At 66.5% G+C, this 20,614-nt stretch carries 20 protein-coding genes; 11 read left to right on the top strand and 9 right to left on the bottom strand.

What is annotated here, in order from left to right:
• Positions 1-15 precede the first annotated feature (15 nt).
• The 11 genes from RGUI_RS03600 to RGUI_RS03650 are packed head-to-tail and all read left to right on the top strand — an operon-like array spanning position 16 to position 12,396.
• Positions 16-312, top strand: coding sequence for a hypothetical protein (locus tag RGUI_RS03600; protein ID WP_081531793.1), 297 nt, complete (start codon positions 16-18; stop codon positions 310-312).
• The gene (locus RGUI_RS03605; protein WP_081531794.1) at positions 309-2,240 is read left to right on the top strand and encodes a hypothetical protein; all 1,932 of its coding nucleotides are present in this window, start codon (positions 309-311) and stop codon (positions 2,238-2,240) included. Before RGUI_RS03600 ends, RGUI_RS03605 begins: the two co-directional genes overlap by 4 nt.
• Complete coding sequence (locus RGUI_RS03610) at positions 2,241-2,597, top strand: hypothetical protein (RefSeq protein ID WP_081531795.1); 357 nt, start codon at positions 2,241-2,243, stop codon at positions 2,595-2,597. It abuts the gene before it with no gap.
• On the top strand, positions 2,594-3,070 hold the full coding sequence (locus tag RGUI_RS03615) for a DUF1833 family protein (RefSeq protein WP_081531796.1): 477 nt from the start codon (positions 2,594-2,596) through the stop codon (positions 3,068-3,070). The genes RGUI_RS03610 and RGUI_RS03615 overlap by 4 nt, the downstream gene beginning before the upstream one ends.
• Positions 3,067-3,447, top strand: coding sequence for an NlpC/P60 family protein (locus RGUI_RS03620; RefSeq protein ID WP_081531797.1), 381 nt, complete (start codon positions 3,067-3,069; stop codon positions 3,445-3,447). The genes RGUI_RS03615 and RGUI_RS03620 overlap by 4 nt, the downstream gene beginning before the upstream one ends.
• On the top strand, positions 3,437-8,974 hold the full coding sequence (locus RGUI_RS03625) for a hypothetical protein (RefSeq protein WP_081531798.1): 5,538 nt from the start codon (positions 3,437-3,439) through the stop codon (positions 8,972-8,974). Before RGUI_RS03620 ends, RGUI_RS03625 begins: the two co-directional genes overlap by 11 nt.
• Positions 8,971-9,357 carry a hypothetical protein gene (locus RGUI_RS03630; protein ID WP_081531799.1) on the top strand — a complete coding sequence of 129 codons (387 nt, stop codon included), beginning with the start codon at positions 8,971-8,973 and terminating at the stop codon, positions 9,355-9,357. The genes RGUI_RS03625 and RGUI_RS03630 overlap by 4 nt, the downstream gene beginning before the upstream one ends.
• Positions 9,354-9,791 (top strand): hypothetical protein, encoded by a 438-nt coding sequence (locus RGUI_RS03635; RefSeq protein WP_081531800.1) that lies wholly within the window; start codon positions 9,354-9,356, stop codon positions 9,789-9,791. The genes RGUI_RS03630 and RGUI_RS03635 overlap by 4 nt, the downstream gene beginning before the upstream one ends.
• A 42-nt stretch (positions 9,792-9,833) precedes the next feature.
• The gene (locus RGUI_RS03640; RefSeq protein ID WP_081531801.1) at positions 9,834-10,103 is read left to right on the top strand and encodes a hypothetical protein; all 270 of its coding nucleotides are present in this window, start codon (positions 9,834-9,836) and stop codon (positions 10,101-10,103) included.
• Positions 10,100-11,992, top strand: coding sequence for an Ig domain-containing protein (locus RGUI_RS03645; RefSeq protein WP_081531802.1), 1,893 nt, complete (start codon positions 10,100-10,102; stop codon positions 11,990-11,992). Before RGUI_RS03640 ends, RGUI_RS03645 begins: the two co-directional genes overlap by 4 nt.
• Positions 11,989-12,396, top strand: coding sequence for a hypothetical protein (locus RGUI_RS03650; protein WP_081531803.1), 408 nt, complete (start codon positions 11,989-11,991; stop codon positions 12,394-12,396). The genes RGUI_RS03645 and RGUI_RS03650 overlap by 4 nt, the downstream gene beginning before the upstream one ends.
• Positions 12,397-12,525: 129 nt before the next feature.
• Here RGUI_RS03650 and RGUI_RS03655 read toward each other — a convergent pair whose 3' ends face one another.
• The 9 genes from RGUI_RS03655 to RGUI_RS03690 all read right to left on the bottom strand — a co-directional run bounded on the left by RGUI_RS03655 (position 12,526) and on the right by RGUI_RS03690 (position 20,592).
• Positions 12,526-12,930, bottom strand: a complete 405-nt coding sequence (locus RGUI_RS03655) for a hypothetical protein (RefSeq protein WP_081531804.1) — start codon at positions 12,928-12,930, stop codon at positions 12,526-12,528.
• Positions 12,920-13,042: a hypothetical protein gene (locus RGUI_RS22325; RefSeq protein ID WP_256387860.1), complete on the bottom strand. Its 123-nt coding sequence runs from the start codon at positions 13,040-13,042 to the stop codon at positions 12,920-12,922. Before RGUI_RS22325 ends, RGUI_RS03655 begins: the two co-directional genes overlap by 11 nt.
• A 159-nt stretch (positions 13,043-13,201) precedes the next feature.
• Positions 13,202-13,723 carry a hypothetical protein gene (locus tag RGUI_RS03660; protein WP_081531805.1) on the bottom strand — a complete coding sequence of 174 codons (522 nt, stop codon included), beginning with the start codon at positions 13,721-13,723 and terminating at the stop codon, positions 13,202-13,204.
• Between the two features lie 334 nt (positions 13,724-14,057).
• Complete coding sequence (locus tag RGUI_RS03665) at positions 14,058-15,224, bottom strand: M20 aminoacylase family protein (RefSeq protein ID WP_081531806.1); 1,167 nt, start codon at positions 15,222-15,224, stop codon at positions 14,058-14,060.
• A 3-nt stretch (positions 15,225-15,227) separates the two neighbouring features.
• Positions 15,228-15,695, bottom strand: coding sequence for an L-2-amino-thiazoline-4-carboxylic acid hydrolase (locus RGUI_RS03670; protein ID WP_081531807.1), 468 nt, complete (start codon positions 15,693-15,695; stop codon positions 15,228-15,230).
• A gap of 10 nt (positions 15,696-15,705) precedes the next feature.
• Positions 15,706-17,010, bottom strand: a complete 1,305-nt coding sequence (locus tag RGUI_RS03675; RefSeq protein ID WP_081531808.1) for an FAD-binding oxidoreductase — start codon at positions 17,008-17,010, stop codon at positions 15,706-15,708.
• Between the two features lie 92 nt (positions 17,011-17,102).
• Positions 17,103-18,740 carry an ABC transporter ATP-binding protein gene (locus RGUI_RS03680; RefSeq protein ID WP_081531809.1) on the bottom strand — a complete coding sequence of 546 codons (1,638 nt, stop codon included), beginning with the start codon at positions 18,738-18,740 and terminating at the stop codon, positions 17,103-17,105.
• A complete protein-coding gene (locus tag RGUI_RS03685) occupies positions 18,737-19,612 on the bottom strand; it encodes an ABC transporter permease (protein ID WP_081531810.1) in 876 nt (291 codons plus the stop codon). The genes RGUI_RS03680 and RGUI_RS03685 overlap by 4 nt, the downstream gene beginning before the upstream one ends.
• Entirely contained in the window at positions 19,609-20,592 is a 984-nt protein-coding gene (locus RGUI_RS03690) for an ABC transporter permease (protein ID WP_081531811.1), read from the bottom strand. Before RGUI_RS03690 ends, RGUI_RS03685 begins: the two co-directional genes overlap by 4 nt.
• Between the last annotated feature and the right edge of the window lie 22 nt (positions 20,593-20,614).

Raw genomic sequence — 20,614 nt, forward strand, 5'->3', positions numbered from 1 at the left:
CTGATCGAGGACGTGATGGCACAGACCGGTGCAGATCGTGACGCGGCCACGCGGATGGCCCGGGCCATGCAACAGGACGACGCGCCCGCACCGCTGCGCCTGCCCGCGTCGGAGCGCCCGCTGATCGAACTGGCGCTGGCCACCGTGCGGTGCTGGATCTGGGTGGCGGGCCTGGGCGGGATGCACCGCGTCGGTCTTGACCTTGTGCAGGTCGAGGTCGTCGCGCGCTGGCGGGGCATCGTGCCCGATGCGCGCCTGCTGGACGGCCTGCAGATCATCGAGCGCGCCGTGCTGCGACCGGAGGCGACATGAGCGCCGAGATGCGCGCCGCCCTCGTCGTCGAGGCCGATGCCTCGGCCATCCGCGGCGCCACCCGCGAGGTCGAGGCCGGGTTGAAGAAGATGACCGGCGCCGCCGGCACGACCGAACGCAAGGTCGCCGGCCTGAACCGCGCGGCCGTCCAGACGGCCGGGGCGCAGGCCCGCATGGGCACCGGCGCCGGCGCGGCCAGCCGGGCCATCGGCGCGCTGGGGGTCAGCGCGAGCAACGCCCAGCAAGGCCTGCGCATGCTGCCCTTTCAGCTGAACCAGATCGCACAGTCCGGCGCCGTGACCGGGCGCTGGATGACCGCGGTCACCACACAGATCCCCGATATCCTGGCGGGGTTCGGCAGCATGCCGCTGGTCCTGGCCGGTGGCGCGGCGGCGATGGGGGCGGTGCTGATCCCGGCGCTGATCGGCGGGCGCGACGCCGTGCGCGATTTCGACGAGGCGATGGATCATGTCGCGGCAACCACCGAGATGTTGCAGGCCCCGCTCGATGTGCTGGCAATGAGTGTCGACGAGTTGCGCGCGAAATACGGCGCCGCGGCCGAAACAGTGCGCGCCTTCGCGCTGGCCCAGGCGGAGATCGCCGCCGCCCAGGCCGAGCGGCGCCTGCGCGACCAGGTGGCCATCCTCGACGATGTGATTGACCGCTACACGCTTGTGGTGACGAAGGGGCGCACCAAGCAGACTGCGGTCGCGGCGATCGCGAGCGATTTCGGGCTAAGCACAATGAAGGCCCGGGAGTTCCAAGACGTCTTACAGGCCGTTTCATCCCAAATGTCCGGCAGCTTTGATGAACAGCAGGCCGCACTGTCGGCGATCCTCGCCTATCTTGAGGCGCAGGGCGTGTCCCTGAAGGACATCCCGCCTGAACTGCAGTCAGCACTGTCAGAAATGATCGAATTCGCACGGGAAACGGAGGCCGCCCGTGAGCTTGCCAAGCAGGTTGCCGACGCCTCAGCATCAATCACCTTCGATCCGGCAGCACAGTCCGCCGCGCGGCTCGCCGAACAACTCGGTATCAGCGCCGCGCTCGCGGCAAGGCTCGCGCAAAACGGTTTAGGGGGCGCGGAAGATCCGGTGGTCTTCGACCCCCGAGACCCGCGCTATGACCCGGTGAAGGCGGAATTTGCCAGGGTCCAAGCAGAGGCGCAACGTGTGAACTCCTGGGCGTCTGGCACAGGCACCCGGACAAGCATCAGCCGCGCGGGCGGTGGCGGCAGCACGGCGACGGCCGATGCCCGCGCGGCGGAGCGGCTGCTGGAGCAGGCGAAGACCGCGGCCGACCGCTATGCCGACAGCCTGGCCGAGGTGAACCGGCTGCGCGAGGCCGGCTATCTGAGCGATCTTGAGGCCGAGCAGGTCCTGGGCAGCCTGGCGGATCGGTATGCGGAGGCCGGCGCGGCGGGCGTGGACATGGCGCAGGAGATCAGCTCGGCCATCACCGGCCTGATCTTCCAGACGCAGACGCTGGACGACGTGTTGCGCAGCGTCGCGCAAACGCTGGTCCGCTCGGGCATCAACTGGGGCGTCGAGGCGTTGATCGGCCAGTTTTCCGGCGGCAGCGCGGCAAGCGCCGGCAGCGCCGGGTCGATCACCCAGCTGTTTCCGGGGCGCGCCGGCGGCGGCCCGGTGTCGGCGGGGTCGACCTATTGGGTCGGCGAGAACGGCCCCGAGCTGCTGACCATGGGCCAGTCCGGCTATGTCACGCCCAACCATGCCCTGCAATCGGCCGCCCCGCGCATGGAGGTGCATGTCAACAACTACGCCGGCGCAGAGGTGTCCGTGCGCCAGTCCGGCGGGCGGATCGATCTCGACATTCGCCAGGCGGTGACGGACGTTCTGCGGTCGGGCGGGGCCGACAAGGCGATGAGCGCCCGCTTCGGCATGCGTCCGCGGGCACAGGGGGGGTAGATGGCAGTCTGGCCTTCCATTCCCTTCTTCGTCGCACGGGACGGCTGGCAGCGCACCGGGCCGGAGAACGCCGTGCTCCGGACCGATATGGAGACCGGGCCGGCCAAGCAGCGGCGGCGCACGACGGCCGCGCCGAAACGCTGGAGCGGGGCGATCCCGTCGCTGACCGCGGCCGAGCTTGCCAGCTTCGAGACGTTCTTTGACACCACGCTGCAGACCGGCGCGCTGTCCTTCACCGCCACCGACCCTGCGGATGAGACGGTCAAGACCTTCCGCTTTGTCGGCGGCTACCGGGTGACGCAGCCCGATCCCGGCGTGTTCCGCGTCGCGGCCGAACTGGAGGTGCTGCCGTCATGAGCCGCCCCCTCTCGAACGCGGCGCTGGCCGCAATCCACGCGCAGGAGACGGGCGCGGTGCTGGTGGTGCTGGCCTCGCTGTCCCATGGCGACTGGGCCGCACCGCTTCGGCTGGCGAACAACACCGACCAAGATGTGACCCATCTCGGCCAGATCTACACGCCAGCGGCCTTTCGCGTGGCGCTGCCCGATGACGATGACGAGGCTATCCCGCAAGTGTCCTGGCAGCTCGACAATGTGCAGCGCGATGTGCTGGCGCAGCTGCGCGCGACCTCGGGCGTGATCGACGTGACCCTGACATGGGTGCTCGCCAGCCAGCCCGATACGGTCGAGGCCGAGATCGCGGCGCAGATCGGCGGCGTGCAATACGATGCGCTGACGATTTCGGGGGCGATGACGGTGGAGCCGCTGCTGGAGCGGCGCTTTGCCCGGCATGCCTTCACGCCGGGGCTGTTTCCGGGGTTGTTCTCATGATCGGGGACTGGGTGGGCCTGCCCTATGCCGAGGGTGCGCGCGGGCCGGAGGCCTATGACTGCCTGGGCCTGTTCCTCGCGCTCCAGCGCGTGCGGATGGGGCGCCTCCTGCCCGACCCCGGATGCTCCATCCCGGGCGCCGTGCGTCACGACGTGGTCGATGGCTTGCGCCCCCAGTGGCGCCGGGTCGAGGCCGCCGCGGTGGCCGAGGGCGATGCCCTGCTGTTCCGGCATCGCGGGCGGGTGCTGCATGTGGGCTACGCGCTCGACACGCGCGACATGCTCCACACCGACGGCCAATTCGGCGCCTCCACCATCGAGCGCTGGTCGTCCTCGCTCTGGCTGCCGAAGCTGGAGGGCTGCTATCGTGCCCTCTGATCTTTGCATCCTCGTGCAGCGCCACCCGCTGTCGGCGGAGATGGAGACCGTGCACCAGCCCGCCGGGCAGACCGTGGCCGCGATCGTCGCCGGGCTCGACCTGCGGCCCGAGCTGGGCCGGCCGTTCGTGACACTGGGCCGCGGGGTCGAGGTCAGCGAGGTCGTGCCCGAGATGTGGGCCCGCTGCCGCCCCGCGCCGGGTGTGATCGTCGAGGTGCGCTATCGCCTGTCCGGTCCGGCGGTGGGCCCGCTGATCGCGGCGATGAGCGGCTGGGTTGCCACCTCGGTCTTCGGGCTGGCGGCGGGCACATTCGCGGCAACGATGGTGGCCGCCGGCGTGTCGGTGCTGGCCGGGCTGGCCATCAATGCGCTGATCCCGCCGGCGAAGACACCCTCGGCCGCGTCGCGAGAGGTATCGCCGCTTTACACGATCACCGGCGCCCAGAACCGCGCGACGGTCTACGACGTGGTGCCCAAGGTGCTGGGCCGGCACCGGCTTTACCCCCCGCTCTCGGCGGCGGGCTACACCACGATGGACGGCGAACGGGAGGCGGTCTATCACGGGCGCTTCTGCCTGGGCTACGGGCCGCTGGCGATTTCCGATCTGCGGATCGGGGAAACCCCCATCACCAGTTTTGAAGACGTCGAGATCGAGCTGCTGAACGTCGACCAGACGGTCACGACGGCGCTGGATGCCGATCTGGCCGGGCAGATCGGCGCATGGCGCACCGGGACCGAGCAGATGACGCTCTACCCGCGCGACATGGTGCAGACCTACTACAACGTCGAAGTGGCCGAAGACGACAGCGTCACGCGCACGACGGCCACGGACTGCACGCGTGCGGTGGTGATGATCGGCTTCCCGCAGGGCCTGATCGCGGATGACGACGACGGCGACGTCGAGCAGCGGCAGGTCACGCTGCAGGTGGACTATCGCGCGACCGGCGACACGAACTGGACGCTGCATCGGCAATGGAACGAACTCCGCAAGACCCGGGATCCGTTCGTGCTGACCGAGGAAATCGCCTTTGCCGCGCGGGGGCAGTTCGACATCCGCCTGTCGGTGTCGAACAAGATCACGATTGGCGGCGGCTCGGATTTCCACTCCGACACGGTGACGCTGGAAAGCATCCTGTCCTGGCAGGATCGCGACGGCGAGGAACTGCCCAGCCATGACGGCATCGCCGAGATCGCCGTGCGGATCCGCGCAACGGACCAGTTGAGCGGCAATATCGACACGCTGAACTGCCTCGTCCACCAGCTGGCGCCGGTCTGGGATGGCTCGGCCTGGTCGGCGAGCTTGCAGACGGTGCGCCACCCGGCCTGGGTGTATCTGGACGCGATCCGCGGCAACCATCTCGATGTCGCGGTGCCGGACGGCAAGATCGATCTGGCCGCCTTCAAGGCGTGGGCGGATGACGAGCCGGGATGGACCTGCGACTACGTGGTCGATACCGACCTGCGGCTGGCCGACGTGCTCGACATCATTGCCGCGGCCGGGCGCGCCAAGCGGTCGCTGGCCGACCTGAAATACTCCATCATCCGGGACCGCGCCGCCGACGAGGCACGCATCGTCTTCACGCCGCGCAATTCATGGGGCTTCCAGGGCGAGATCGCCTTTCCGCAGGAGATCCACGCCTGGCGCGTGCAGGTGATGTCGGAACCGGCCGGCTGGCAGATGGACGAACTGATCGTCTATGCCCCCGGCCACAGCGCGGCGACGGCCACGCGGTTCGAGACGCTGGAACTGCCGGCTGTCGTGCTGACCGCCGAGGACACGGACGAGGGCAATCCGTGGCGGCTGGCCCGCTATCATATCGCCCAGGCGATCCTGCGGCCGGAGCGGTTCACGTGGCAGTGCGACTGGGAGTGCCTGCGGGTGCAGCGTGGCGATCCGGTGCTTTTCGTGCACGACGTGCCGCTGGTGGGCGTGGGCGCCGCGCGCATCCTGAGCGTCGACGCCGACGGGCCGGCACTGACCGGGCTGCGGCTGGACGAGGATTTCGGGGTTTCGGGCAATCACCGGATCACCGTGCGCCCCGCCAATGGCGGTGCCGTCATCGCGTTCACCGCCAGCGGCGCGGGGCAGGACTGGGCGTATGTCTCGGGTGACGTGGAGGCGAGCGCACTGGCCGTGGGCGATCTCGTTCTTGTCGAGGATACCGCGACCGAAACCATGAAACTGCTGGTCAGCAGCGTGCAGCCCGCGCCGGACGAGACCGCAAGGATCACGGCCGTGCCCGCGGCGCCGGAAGTGCTGGACGCGGATGCAGGCCCGATCCCGCTTTACAATCCGCATATCACCCTGCCGACGGCGCTGAAGCCCGATGCCGCGCAGGTGCCCGACGCGCCCGTGGTGCTGGACGTCTACTCCGATGCACGCAGCCAGGTCTACGTGACCGGAGGCGCCTATTACGCGCGCATCGCCGTGGTGGTCGAACGCCCCGCCCCGTCGGGCGTGGCGCCGGCGGCCTATCGCATGCGCTGGAAGAACGTCACCCGCGGCGACGACTGGACCACCGGTGAAGATCAGCCCGTGCCGCTGACGCGGATGGTGTCGGGCCGGGTGGAAGCGCTTGAGACCTACAGCGTCGAGGTGCAGGCCGTCTCGGCACGCGGCCGGGTCAGCGCCTGGACCTCCGCCGGCCAGGTCGTGGCCTACGCGGCGACCGCGATGGAGATTACGCCCGCCGATGTGGAGGCGGCGTTTCTGGCGACGATCCAGGCGGCCTATGACAACCACTATCTCGCGCTGACCAATGCGGTCGGCGTGGTCGGCGCCCTGCGCGACCTGGTGGCCGCGGACGACACGACGCCGGGGTCCATCGCCTATGCTGTCGGCAATGCCAAAGACGAGCTGACCGCGGCGATCGACGCGGTGCAGGCGCAGGTTGACGACCTGCTGGCGATCGAGGACTGGGACGCGGCCACCACCTACGAGATCGGCGAGCAGGTGACCTGGCAGGGCGTCCTTTACGTTGCCACGGCGCAGTCGACCAATGTCGAGCCGCCGAACGCGAGCTACTGGGACGCGCTTGGGAACTACACCTCGCTCGGCGACGCTGTGGCGGGCAACTCCGCTGACATCACCTCTCTTCAGGTTGCGAAAGCAGACAAGACAGAGGTCGTGGGTATCGTTGCGACCGAGATCGCGGCGCAATCCACCTATGCCGATATCGGCGAACTGACGGCACAGGTCGCGGCATCCGACTACGCGCTGACGGACCCGTCCGGGTCGGTTGCCACATCCCTGACCGCGCTGAAGGCGGAGATCGAAAATCCGGCCGGCACAAGCGTCGGAGCGCTCGTGGCCGACATCCAGGCGGACTATATCACGACGACCGACCTGACGAGCGCCATGGCCGCGTCGGCCCTGTCTCTCACGGCGCGGATCAATCTCGGTACAAATCTGGTGTCGACAGGAACTTTCGTGGATGACGCAGGCGCTGAGTTCATGGGCGACTGGCGCACGAACGGTCTTGGAAGCAGCATCTTCACGCCGAACGATGCGAGCGTCTACGGAAACGCGATGATCTGCAACGGTCGCCTCACCTATGACGGCGACCCGCGTTCGGGCACGAGCCTTGGTGGCCGCAAGATCAGGATCACCGGCAAGGTCTATGCTGGCCTCAGCCCTTACGAGGTGCGTGTCGGCCTCAACGTCAAGGACGAGGATGGCACGGATCAGTGGCCTCAAGGCGTGGTCGCGGAGGCGTATCAGGCTGGCTGGAACGCGTTCGATGTCGTCGTGACGATCCCGGACGGAACGATCCAGTGGCGACCAATGCTGCTGTCTCTTGGCGATACCTATGCCACCGACCACAATGTCAGGTTCGCCGAGCTTGTGTTCGAGGACATCTCCGAGGCGCAGTCGGTCGCGTCAGACATGACGGCCTCCATCGATGCGCTCAATACGGCGATCACCGGGCCTGGTGGCGCAATCGCGTCCGCAACAAGCGATCTGAAAGCGGAGATCGAGGACCCGGCCGGCACGAGTATTGGGGCCGATCTGGCACAGAACTACTACACCTCCGCCGCGGCAGATGCAGCCATCGCCTCCGCCGGCACATCGCTGAAGGCAGAGATCGAAGATCCGAACGGAAGCAGCGTCGGGGCCGAGGTGTCTGTTCTGCAAACTGCCGTGTCCGACATCGAGGGGCACGCCGCGTCGATGGTCAGTTTCCGGGCGCTGGCCGGCAATGCGGTGTCCTTGCTGGACCTCGTCGCCAGCAGCGATCCGGAGCAATCGTTCTCGGTGGTCCGGATCTCGGCCGACGACATCCTGATCGACGGCACCGTCAGCATGTCGAAGCTGGTGATCGCGGACTTCGGGAACATGATCCCCGGCAACAACCTGCTGGATGAGGGGCTGTGGTACATCTCGGGCCCGGCCCAGTTCATCGATGCCGGCAGCTATGAAACCGCCAGCCGGATGATCGACGTCTACGTGCCAACGGCCGAAATCGGCGGCACGCCGTCGGGCGAATACGCGTCGGCCTGGACAGCGCCCTTCGCGGTCGCGCCCAACACCTACTATGCCGTGGGTGGCGATGGCCGGTATTGGGCCAGCGCCGTGGGCGAGGCCCGGGTCTACGTCTATTTCTACGACAGTGCGAGCGCGGCCACGGACGCGTACCTGTCGTTCCAGACGATCCACAGCTTCACCGTCGGCGGTCTGTCGTCGGAGCAACGCTTTACCGAGATCGTGCAGACCCCGTCCGATGCCACGCATATGCGCATCCGGTGGCGCGTGGGCCGCGATGCCGGCGGCGACATCTACGGCCGGTTCGAAGCCTACAACCTGTTTGCGCGGCCCGCGACCGACGACCGGCTGATCGTGGACGGCGCCGTCACGGCCGAGAAGATCTCCGTCCTCTCTCTCGACGCGATCTCGGCCGATCTTGGCAGTATCGAGGTCGGGACCGCCAACATCGCCGACGCCGCGATCACATCCGCCAAGATCGCCAGCGCGATCCAGTCGACGAATTTCGTATCCGGCGCGACCGGCTGGCAGATCGCCCTGGACGGGACCGCCGAATTCAACCGCCTGATCGCCCGCCAGTCTCTCGAAGTCGGCGCGCTGACCGATCGGTGGGAGACGCTACTCGCGGCAGAAACCGACTTCGAGGAATCGTTTGTCGGAACCTACCTGTCGCTCAACGCTTCTGTCGCGGCGGCATCGCTTGAGGGGCGTCTGTTCTTCGCGATGGGGGCCATCGACGTGCGCCATTACGACGGGACAATCGACCCGGCCAACGCCCCGGTCCTGTCCATCCAGTCACGGGTCAAGCTCGGCGGCACCTGGGGCGACTGGGAAGGTGGGGGCGCCATGCCGTCGATGGCCGAGACCTACGCCGACGCCGCATCGGTGACCTCGGCCCCGTGGCGGACCATTGCCCGTGCGCAGGCCGTCTTCGGGGTGTGGGACGAGGTCGATTTCCGCTGGCACATCGACCGCCCGAGCGGCGAGGCAAACCTCGTCGTCCGCAATGCCTTCCTGTCCGTGATCGAGGTTGTTCCGACATGACCGTTGCATTTGCTTTCGTCGATCAAGCCGGGCTGGTGGACTATGCCGGGCATGCGCCCGCACTGCCCGCCGGCGCCATTGCCCTGGCCGAGGGCGTCCCGCTGGCGGACGCGCATCTCTACCTGTGGTCCGGCACCGACTGGTCCGCCCGGCCGCGCGCGTCCGCGCCGGCGCAGGTCGACACGACATGGACATGGACCGGCCTGCCCACCGGGGCCGAGGCGCGCGTGTTCGACGGCGAATTCGGCAACCGCCTGGCAACGATCCCCGAGACCGGCGGCACGATCGAGATCACGCTCGCCGATGCTGGCCGATACGATGTGCGGCTGACGCTGCCGTCGCCCTGGCTGTCCGAAACCATCGCGCTGGAGGTGACCTCGTGACCGTGATCCGCCGCGATACCGCCCCGGCTGATGAACGTGTCGCCGCCGCGACGGCAGCCGACGATCGCGCTTTCCGCGACGTGGTGAATGCCGAACGGACACGGCGCCTTACGCTCGGCGTGGATGTCGACATCCCCGGCTATGGCTGGGTCGCTCTGGAGGGCCGTGAGCAGGACCAACGCGGCATTCTCGGCTTGCGGATCGAGGCAGAGACCCGCGTGGGGGATGCCGACCAGACCCCGTTTCCATTCATGGATCGCGAGGATGTCGCCCACAGCCTGACGCCCGCGCAAATGGTCGCGCTGGCGCGTCTCGGGCAGGCCTGGGTGCAGCTCGTCTTTGCCGCCAGTTGGGCGATCAAGGCGGCCGACCCACGGCCCGCCGACCCGACAGACGACGCCCTTTGGCCACCCAATGCAAGGCGCCCGGTATGAGCCGCAAAACCCCCCATCAACCCCCGTTTGAAAGGACCTGAAATGCCCACCACTCTGTACACCCTGGACGCAGACTGGTCCGCCAGTGCCCGCTTCACTGCCGCGACCGACATGGACATCAACATCGGCAATCCGTCGACCTGGGCGCGGCTGAGTTGGGACCTGACCACGGACGATACACCGCCCGCGGTCGCCCCGGCGCTGGCGACCCCGATGCTCCCGGGCGCAGAAAAAGGTCTGCAGTTGCGCGCCGGCGAGCGCCTGTGGCTGGCCGGCGCAAAGGGCGAGCCTGCGGTATTGGTGCAGTCGTGAGCGGCCGGTTTTCTGCGGGCCGTTTCGCGGCGGGCGGCGGTGAGGAGCCGCTGGTGACGGGCACCGGCCCGAGTATTGACGAGGGGGAGCTGGACACCGGCGTCGCTCTGTCTGGTCCGGTCACGTGGGGCAGCTACACCGCGGCCCATGGCGGCGCCGTGACCGGACCCACGCGCGAGATGCAGATCGACGGCGGGGGTTGGTCAGCGTGGGACGGGGCCACGACGTATACTCGCGGCCAGATTATCGAGGTGCGAGAGACGCTGGGGTTCGTAGGTGCGCCTGACTATAGCCTCACGCGCCGAGCGTCGGGTGTGCGGGATGAGGCGCCCACGCTCGCGATCCCCGACCAGTCATTTGCCTATGGCCAGGCTGTATCGATCGACCTGTCCGCGCATGCCGGCGGGACCAATCTGCGCGACTGGACGTACAGCGGGCCAAGCTGGCTGACGCTCTCGGGCACGACGCTTTCCGGCACCGTGCCTTCCGCGGACCTTGCCACCTCAGCTAGTGTGACTGTCACAAACAGCGAGGGCACCGCGCAGGCCGACTTCGCGATCAATGTGAGCGATGCGCCCCCGGCGCCGCTGCTATACGCCTCGGTGCATGGGCGGATCGCGACTACAACTACGGCGAACCCAAACGATGCCACCAACACGCATTGCTACGGCAGCGGGTCGGAAGAAATGGGGTCGGGCACATGGTCAGAAATCGTCATCCGCATGGACAACGATTTCGGTGGGCTGCCTAATGTCTTGAAGGCAGCCGTGGATCGCATCCATATCCTGTACTACTACCTGATCGCAGAAAACGGCGACTACGTTCAGGTCACAGTCGATGGCGAAACCGATTGGTACATGGATGCCGGGGACTACGATCTGCATTCCGACCCGATCTACCCGGCAGATTTCGGCCTGTTCGTGTTTAGCGAGAGCGAGCGCTACGAGCGGAAATACTGCTGGCAGCCGGTCGATGGGTCAAACGTGCCGATCACTAGCGGTGCTGTGTGTCCGAGACAGTACAACCCGTACCGGTATCGCGTCATTCCGACGAACATCTTCACAGGCAAGTCGACTGCGGCCTATCCGTTGGCCGACTTCCTGACGTTCGGCGGCTTCAACGCGAGCGCTGGCGACGGCATGTCGTATGTAAATGCGCACCTGCCGCATCAGATCATGGCCCGCCCGGCGGGGGCAATCCCGCGCGTAGAGGCCCACGTTGCTGATAGCCTCGGCTGCGGTTTGCAAGACAATACGGCGGCAGGCACGCTCTACGGCTGGATGGAGGGGTCCCTGTGGAACACCGATGCAGCCCCGACAGCGTGGATCCCTGCAATAAATATGGGCGTTCCAAGCAGCTCCGCCGCGGCATGGCGTGAAGGGGACATCAACGGGGACCGCGACTTCTACCTCTCGATGCTGAAATATGCCAACGCGATGGTGGAGATGTTCGGTACGAACAACCTCGCGAACCCGACGCAGGAGATTGCGGAAAAGGAAAGCATCTGGGCGGCTTTCAAATCGATGGATGCAACCGACTATGCCGGGCTTGATCGCGAGATTTTGGCAATTCTGTGCATGCCCAGAACGACAGATAGCACGGGCCTGACGGTCACGGGCTTCAACAGTGAACTGTTGCAGATCAACGCGGCAACGCTGGCCTCGGCGACCCCCGACTACGTAATGGACTGGCCAGGTCTGAGGTTGTCTGGCGGGGACGCTACCGATGACGCGAACGCGCCTCTCGACAGTGATTACTCCCTGTGGGCGTCAAACACCCCAACCTACACGTCGGACGGCACCCACCTGTCCCAGACGGGCATCGACAGCATAGCGTCTCCGGCCTTACGGGCAAAACGTATAGAGATTGGCTGGGGGTTTGCGGGATGACCCAAACAAGCAGCGCCGCGGCCGACACGACGCTCAGCGACCTGATGACCACTCTGGGCGACACGATTGCCGCCGGAGTTGCGTCGCGGATCGAGGCCGCGCTGGCGGAACAGACATCGCAGATCGCGTCGGCGCTGGCCGACCTGAAGACCGCGACGATAGATCGACGAGGACCGCCTTGGACCGATTGGCACATCATGACCGCAGACGATCCCGTAATGCCCGACTGGCGCCCCAGCGCGATCTTAGCCGCCGGTGTGAACACCAGTCTCACCCTTGTCGGTGATAGCGGGGAGGAGCTGGATATCACATTGTCGCCGGGGATCATTTTCGGGATGTCGCCCGTCGATATCCAAGGCGTCAAGCCCGGCACGCGCGTGGTGTTGTTCAGATCGGAGGCGTGATGTTGCCGGTCGCGGGCATGGCAGATATTCCCACGGTGGCGTCTTGGTCCGACATTCCCACGGTGGCGGCGGGTCAGGGCTCCCGACCGCGGCGGACGGGCTGCACCGTGCCCCTCCCGCCGGTACGGACTATTCGGCGCGGTCTGGGTCGCAAAACAGGATATCCACATCGATGCCGCGCTCTCGCAGCGCATCCCACGCGGTCAGCGCGGCGATCCGGAACGGCCCGATGAACCCGCCCGCCGCCGCGCCCCGGCCCGGAATGTCAGGCCGCGCGGCGCGCAGGTCGGCTGTGGTGCCGTACAACCAGATCACGCCCTCGCCCTCGCTCACGTCAGCCTCGATGCTGTCGGTCAGCGCGTCTATGTCGTCCTGGATGTCGAGCAGCGCCTGCCTCACATCCGCTGGCACCGGCCGCCGCCCCGCCAGCAGGTCGCGAGCGAAGCGGTCTGAAAACCCCCCGATCTCCGACAGGTCCCGCGAGGACAGTCCCAGAGTGTGGGCCAGCGTGGCGTATAGGGCGTCACGATGCATGAGCGGCCTCGTACCGTACGTTGGAGAGCGCCGCCATCCCGAGACTGCTCGCCATGTCGCAATCAGATGGCAGTCCGTGGGCGTCGAGGTACAGGGTTTGCATGTCGGTCATCGTGTCTCTCCTGAGGGGCGCGCTTGAAATTTCCGCGGCCGGTCGTTACGGTCTCGCCATTGCCTGGAAAAGCAGACTAGTTGCGGCATCTGCGGGTGCTGTTAACAAGCTCTACCGAGCAACAAATTGAGGGGCGGGGCTACGGCCTCCCCCTCCCCCTCATTTCTCACCATAGAGTTCTTGGTTCGCCCTTTTGCGGACCTTTGTTTTGTTGGTCTTGTTCAGGCTGTCATATTCGGGGCAGTTGGCGGCCAGCCAGACCTTCAGCCGCTCGATATGGGCCGCTTCTTCTGCACGCCGCGCGGCCTTTTCCGCCTCTGCCTTGGCCTCGGCCTCTGCTCGCCTGGCGGCGCGCACTTCTTCTCGCGCCAGCGCCTCGTCGCCCAATCTGTCGAGTCTCGCTATATCGACGGTCAGGATGTCGATCAGGTCTGCTACGGTGACGTCGCTGCCGTCGATGATCGTCGGCCAGTCGTCGAGCGCCTTCCGGCGGTCGCCCACATCGTGGTCGGACAGCCGAAATCCGCGCTGCCCCTTGATGCCGCTGCTGCATATCGAGACGGTGACGTAGGCGCTGTTGCCGTAGCTCGTCGGGTGCGTGGTGATGCTGACATCATACCCCATGTCGCGCATGTGGTCGGCGGCGGCGGCGGCTTTTGCGAAGATCGGGTTTCTCGTCATCGTGTCTCTCCTGAGAGGCGCGGCCACATGCCGTCTGCCTATGCCTCGACTATAGTTCCGAAATCGGAACTTATCAACCGAAATCGGAGCACCGCGCCGCCTGACATTCCGGGCCGGGGCGGCGGCCGGCGCCGGCGGATGTGGGGCAGGCGCTGCTCGACATCCACGCGCTGGCCGACAACAGGTCACGGGCATCCGCCTCTGCTGCAACTTTTGGTGTCACACACTGCGAAAATTGCCGTCCCGCTACAACGGCCCCACCGGAACGACAGGGCCGGTGCAATTCAATACCCTGTCCTGCGTCGCCAAGGTCCGCATGTCTTCCAGACCCACTTCAGGCGGGCAGGCGTTGGCGGACAAGTGAGGTCCAGTAGGAACAGCCCCAGCCGATGACCTCATCATTGAAGTCGTAATCGGGATGGTGAAGGCCCGCGCTCGGCCCGTTGCCGATATTGATCAGCGCCCCGGGCACCTCGTTGAGCATGAAGGAGAAATCCTCGCCACCCAGCGTCGGCGGCATGTCGGTTGTGACCTTGTCGTCACCGGCAACCGCGCGGGCGGCTGCCGCGGCCTTCTCCGTTTCGGCGGAATGGTTCACCGTCACCGGATAGTGGCGGATATAGTCCACTTGGCCGACGGCCCCGCATCCGGCTGCAATGCCATCGACCATCTGCGTCAGTCGCGCCTCGATATGGTCGCGCACCTCTTCGCGCAGGGTGCGCACGGTCCCGGTAATCTCGATTTGCTGCGGGATCACGTTGAACGCGTTGCCGCCGTGGATCGTGCAAAGCGACACCGTCGCCGCATCGATCGGGTCGATGGTCCGCGCGGTCAGCGTCTGCACCGACTGGATCACGGCGGCCGCCACCGGCAGCGGATCGAGCGTGGTGTTCGGCCGCCCGGCATGGCCGCCCCGCCCGGAAATGGTGATCCGCACTTCGTCGACCGACGCCATGATCGCGCCCGGGGCGATGGTGAACTGGCCCACGGGCAGGCCGGGGCGGTTGTGCATCCCGTAGACCTCATCACAGGGCCAGCGGGTGAAAAGCCCGTCTTCGATCATCGCGCGGGCACCGGCGCCGCCCTCTTCGGCGGGCTGAAAGATGACGATGACGGTGCCATCAAACGCCCGGCTTTCGGCCAGATGCCGGGCCGCCCCCAGCAGCATCGTGGTATGTCCGTCATGCCCGCAGGCATGCATCTTGCCCGGCACGGTCGAGGCCCACGCCGCCCCCGTCGTTTCGGCAATGGGCAGCGCGTCCATATCTGCGCGCAGGCCGATTACCCGCCCCGACGCATTCGTCTGACCGCGGATCACGCCGACAACACCGGTCCGGCCGACCCCTTCATGGACCTCGTCGACCCCTGCTGCGCGCAGTGCCTCTGCCACCTTCGCGGCGGTTCGATGCACCTCGTACAGAAGTTCGGGATGCCGGTGCAGGTCATGGCGGAACTCCACCAGATCGGCGATCTCCTTCGCCACCCAATTCTCGACGGCCATCGGTCAGCCCTTCTTCATGCGGTAGCGGAAATCGCAGTGGCGCGCGCCCTTCATGATGGTCTGGGTGCGGGTCATCTCGATCTCCGGGTTGTAGCCGATGCAGAAATCGCCATCGCGGTTACAGGACAGCAGATGACCGATATCGCCCAGCCCCATCTCGCGATACATCTCGGCGTAGCGGCAGCGGGTGACGTTGAAATCCATCTTCTCCGCCGACATCTCGATGGGCTCGATCTGCAGGGCGTCCTCCCTGGTCCAGTTCGGCATGATCGCAGCGAAATCCTCCAGCGTCGGCGCATGGTCCAGATCGGCGGCCAGCGTCTTGCCCTGCTCGATGGCCGAGCGGGAGCAGGTCTCGCCGATCACCGCCTCGGCCTCCTCCCGGCCGGCGCGTTCGACAATCACGTCGAACACATGCTTGAGGATCATCGCCTCGATACGGCGGCGTTCCAGAATGGGCAGGTCTTTCATGGCGCCTCCTTCAGAGATCGGGTTCGGACATGTCCTTGCGGCGCAGAAACGCCAGATAGGCGGGCGCGATACGGGTCAGCACGCCGTGATAGGGAAAGACCTGCGGCTCGGTCACCGGCAGGGCCAGCCCGCGGGGATCTTCGCCCGCCACGGCCCGCGCCATCTCGCGCCCCAAGGCCGTGCCCAGGGCCACGCCGCGCCCGTTGCACCCGACCCAGGCCCAGCCGTCGGGGCCGAGGCTGTGGATGCGCGGGAACCTGTCCCAGTTCATCGACAGATACCCCGACCAGACATGGGTCATCTTCGGGACGCCAAGATCGGGGAAGGCTTCGGCAAGGTTCCTGGCGGCCTTCGCCTCTGCCCCGGCGGCGTCGTTCACACCCGCGATGATGGCCGCCCCGGTGACCAGCCGGTTGCGCGCGTCATAGCGGAAAAAGCGCAGATCGCCCCGGGTGTCCGACACCGCCTGCCGGCCGGGCAGGATCTTGCGGCGCAGATCGTCGGCCAGTGGCTCCGTCGCCATCTGCCAGGAATGGACCGGGATGAAGCTGTGCGCCAGACGCGGTGCCAGCCCACGGGCCAGTTTGCCCGTGTAGGCATTGGTCGCAAGGATCAGCGCGCGCGCCTTCACCTTGCCGGTCTTCGTCGCCGCGACCCACGCGGTTCCGTCATGTTCGAACCACTGGACGGGGCTTTGTTCAAAGACCTTGCCGCCATGGGTTTCCACGGCGCGCGCCATTTCCCTTGCCAGCGACAGCGGATTGATGTGACCGCCACTTGGCGCAAACATCCCGCCATACCAGAAATCGGTGCCCAGAAGATCCGCGGTTTCCTTCGCGTCCTTGTAGGACATGTCGAACCCGAAGCGGCGCCATGCCTCCACCCGCGACTGGCTCAGCCTGATGCGGCCGGGCGAATGGGCCGGCTGGAACCAGCCGGTCTGCTCTGCCTCGGCCTTCAGCCCCTCGCGCCGGACGATGTCGAACAACAGCGACGCGCTGCCCCCGATCAGTTCGGCAAAGCGCCGCCCGGTCTCTCCAAAGCGCGCGACCCAGGCGTCGGGCTCGGCCGCGGTCAGCGTGGGGATGACCTGCCCGTTGTTGCGTCCAGAGGCGCCCCAACCGACAGCCTGCCCTTCCAGCAGGACCACCTCCTTGCCTTCGCGCGCCAGATGCAGCGCGGCCGACAGCCCGGTAAAGCCGCCGCCGATCACAACTGCATCCGCCTCGATCGTTTCGACGAGCGGCGGTGCCGGGGTGCGGTCTGCGGCAGTCTCCGCCCAGATCGAGCGGGGGAAAGGGACGGGAACGGTCATACCGGGAACTCCTGTTCGATCAGCGCGCAGTGTGCCGGACGGGAATGGGACATGCAGAACGCGTTCAATGGCAAAGGCATCGGGTCCTTCCTTCAGGCGGCATCGATGTTCAGATCCGGCGGGGTCCATCCACGCCCGGGGATCGAGGCCAGAAGCTGTTGCGTGTAGGGATGGCGGGGATCGGCGAAAAGCTCTGCGGTCACGCCGCTTTCCACGATCTCGCCCTTCTGCATGACGATCACCCGGTCGCAAAGCTGTGCGGCAACCCGCAGGTCGTGGGTGACGAACAGAAGCGACAGATGCAGCCGGTCACGCAGATCGGCCAGCAATCGCAGCACCTGCGCCTGTACCGACACGTCAAGCGCCGAGACCGGCTCATCCGCCACGATCACCTTGGGCTCCATCGCGAGCGCCCGGGCAATCCCGATCCGCTGCCGCTGACCGCCCGAGAATTCGTGCGGATAGCGGGTGGCCGCGGCGGGCGAAAGCTCCACCAGTTCCAGCAGATCGCGGGCCTTTTGCCGGGCGGCCTTCGGATCGGCGCCATGCACGATGGGCCCTTGGGCGATGATGTCCTCCACCCGCTTGCGCGGGTTGAGCGAGGCCATCGGGTCCTGAAACACCATCTGGATGTCGCGCCGCATGTCGCGCAACTGGCGCGGCGTGCAGGCCAGCAGGTCCTTGCCAGCGACCTCGACCGCACCGCTGTCGGCCTCCAACAGCCGGGTGACGATGCGCGACACCGTGGTCTTGCCCGACCCGCTTTCGCCGACAACGCCCAGAGTCTCCCCCCGGCGGAGCGCAAAGGACAGGTTATCGACCGCCTTTACCGCGCGCCGTGTGACGCCGAACATGCCACCCCGGGCCGCAAAGGCCTTGGTCAGCCCGTCGGCCCTCAGAACCACCGGCGCATTACCGAAATCGCGCGGCGCGGGCGGGGTCAGCGCGGGGATCGCGGCGATCAGGGCGCGCGTATAGGGATGCTGCGGCGCGTTCAGGATGTCGTCCGCCGGCCCATGTTCCACCATTTCCCCCTGCCGGAGCACCACCACCCGGTCGGCAATCTCGGCCACCACGCCGAAATCATGGGTGATGAAGAGGATGCCCGCGCCTTCCTGTTCCTGCAATTCGCGGATCAGTTTCAGGATCTGCAACTGCGTGGTGACGTCGAGCGCGGTCGTCGGCTCGTCCGCGATCACCAGCCGGGGCGAGAGGCAGAGCGACATCGCGATCATCACCCGTTGCCGCTGCCCGCCCGAGACCTGATGCGGATAGGCGTTGTAGACCGATGGCGGGTCGGGGATGTGAACAAGGTTCAGCATTTCCAGCGCCCGGGCCTTGCGCGCCTTGCGGCCCATCTTTGTGTGCAGGCGCAACACCTCTTCAATCTGCCAGCCCACGGTCTTTTGCGGGTTGAGCGCGGTCATCGGCTCCTGAAAGATCTGGGCAATGCGGTCGCCGCGGATCGCCTTCATCTCCCGTTCGCTGAGCGCAAGCAGATCCCGCCCCTCGAACTCGATCGCGCCGCCCGCGACATGCACATGGGGTTCCGGCAAGAGCCGCATGATCGCCCCCGCGGTCAGGGACTTGCCAGACCCGCTTTCGCCCACAAGGCAGACGATTTCGCCCGGGTTCATCGTCAGGTTCAGCCCGGTCAGCGCAAAGGGCCGGTCCGCCCCCTTGGGCAGCGCGATCTTCAGGTCGCGGATATCGAGAACCGGCCCGGTCATGTCTTCTTCTGCCTTGGGTTAAGCGCGTCGTTCAGCCCCTCGCCCAACAGCGAAAAGGACAGAACCGTCAGGACGATGGCGATGCCGGGCAAGGCCGCACAGTACCAGTCGGTGCGCAGCACGGCGCGGCCCTGCCCGATCATGTTGCCCCAGCTTGCAAAGTTCGGATCGCCCAGCCCCAGAAAGGCCAGCGCGCTTTCCAGCAGGATCGACAGCGCCATGATGACCGAGGCGTAGACGATCACCGGCGGCATCGCGTTGGGCAGGATCTCGCGAAAGATCAGCGCGCCGTTCGAGACCCCGAGATTGCGCGCGGCGTCGACGAATTCTCGGTGGCGCAACGACATGAACTCCGCCCGGACCATCCGCGCGGGCGCGGTCCAGGACACGATGGCGATGGCCAGCGTGATATATTCGATGGAAGAGCCAAGGATCGCCACCAGCGACAGCAGCAGGACGAAGTTCGGGATCGTCTGGAACGCCTCGGTCACGCGCATCAGAACGTCATCGACCCAGCCGCCGAAAAAGCCGGACAGCGCCCCGACGATGACGCCGATGCCAATCGACAGAAGCGTCGCCAGCACCCCGACCAGAAGCGATATCCGGGCCCCGTGAAACAGCCCCGCAAGGATATCGCGGCCCAACTGATCGGTCCCCAGCGGCACGGCCCAGTCGGTGAAGGGCTTGGTCAGCGGATCGCCCGCGCGGCGCAACGGATCGACCGGTTCGACCAGACCGGCCGTCGCCGCCATCAGCAGGACGGCCCCGAAAAGGACAAGGCCCAACAGCGCCGCACGGTTGCGCGCAAAGCGCCGCCAAAGCGTGGCCGCACGCGGTGCCTCGGCCGGCAGATCGGTGGTCGTGGCGGTCATCGAAGCGCGATCCTTGAGTCGAGGCGGGCGTAAAGCAGGTCGGTCAGGAAGTTCACCACGACCACGATGATGGCGCAGAGAAAGATGATCCCCATCAGCATGTTCATGTCGCGCTGGATCACCGACTGATAGGCCAGCTGCCCCAGCCCCGGCAGCGCGAAGATCGTCTCGACCACGACCGAGCCGCCCAGCACGGTGGAAAATTGCAGCCCCAGCAGTGTGACCACCGGCAGCAGCGCGTTGCGCATGATGTGATGGACCATCAGCCGGCCCTCACCTGCGCCCTTGGCCCGCGCGGTGCGTACGAAATCAAGCTCGGCCACCTCCAGCACGCTGGCCCGCATCAGCCGAAGGTAAAAGGACAGGTAGATCAGCGACAGCGCCGCGGTCGGCATGATCAGGTGCAGGGCCACGTCCCAGACATGATCCCAGCCGGTATAGAAGGCCGCGATCGTCTTCAGCCCGCCAACCGGCAGCCAGCCGAGTTTGACCGAAAAAAGCAGGATCATCATCAGCGACAGGAAGAAGCTGGGCGTGGCGTAGAAGATCAGCCCCAGGGTCGAGATCACGTTGTCGGTCAGCGAATAGGCCCGCCGCGCGGCGATGGCGCCAAGGGCCACGCCGATGGAAAAGGCCAGCGACAGCGATGTGCCCATCAGCATCAGCGTTGTTCCCAGCCGTTCCCACAGAATCGCCGAAACGGGCTGCTCATAGACAAAGGACCAGCCGAAATCGAACTGCACGATCTTCGACATGTACCGCCAGAGCTGCACCCAGACCGGCTGGTCCAGCCCGTATTCGGTGCGCAGCTGTTCGATATAGGCGGCGTCGGCCCCGCCCATGTCGCCGACCAGCGCATCGACGGTGTCGCCGGGCGCAAGCTTCAGCAGCAGGAAGGTGCCCACCATGATCAGCAGCACGACCGGCACGGCCTGCAAAAGCCGCCGCACGGCATAGGAAAGAACCTGGGAAAGTTGCATCGCGCACGTCCGGTTGCGGGCC

Origin of the sequence: Rhodovulum sp. P5 (genome assembly GCF_002079305.1) — a bacterium.
Lineage (GTDB): Bacteria > Pseudomonadota > Alphaproteobacteria > Rhodobacterales > Rhodobacteraceae > Rhodovulum.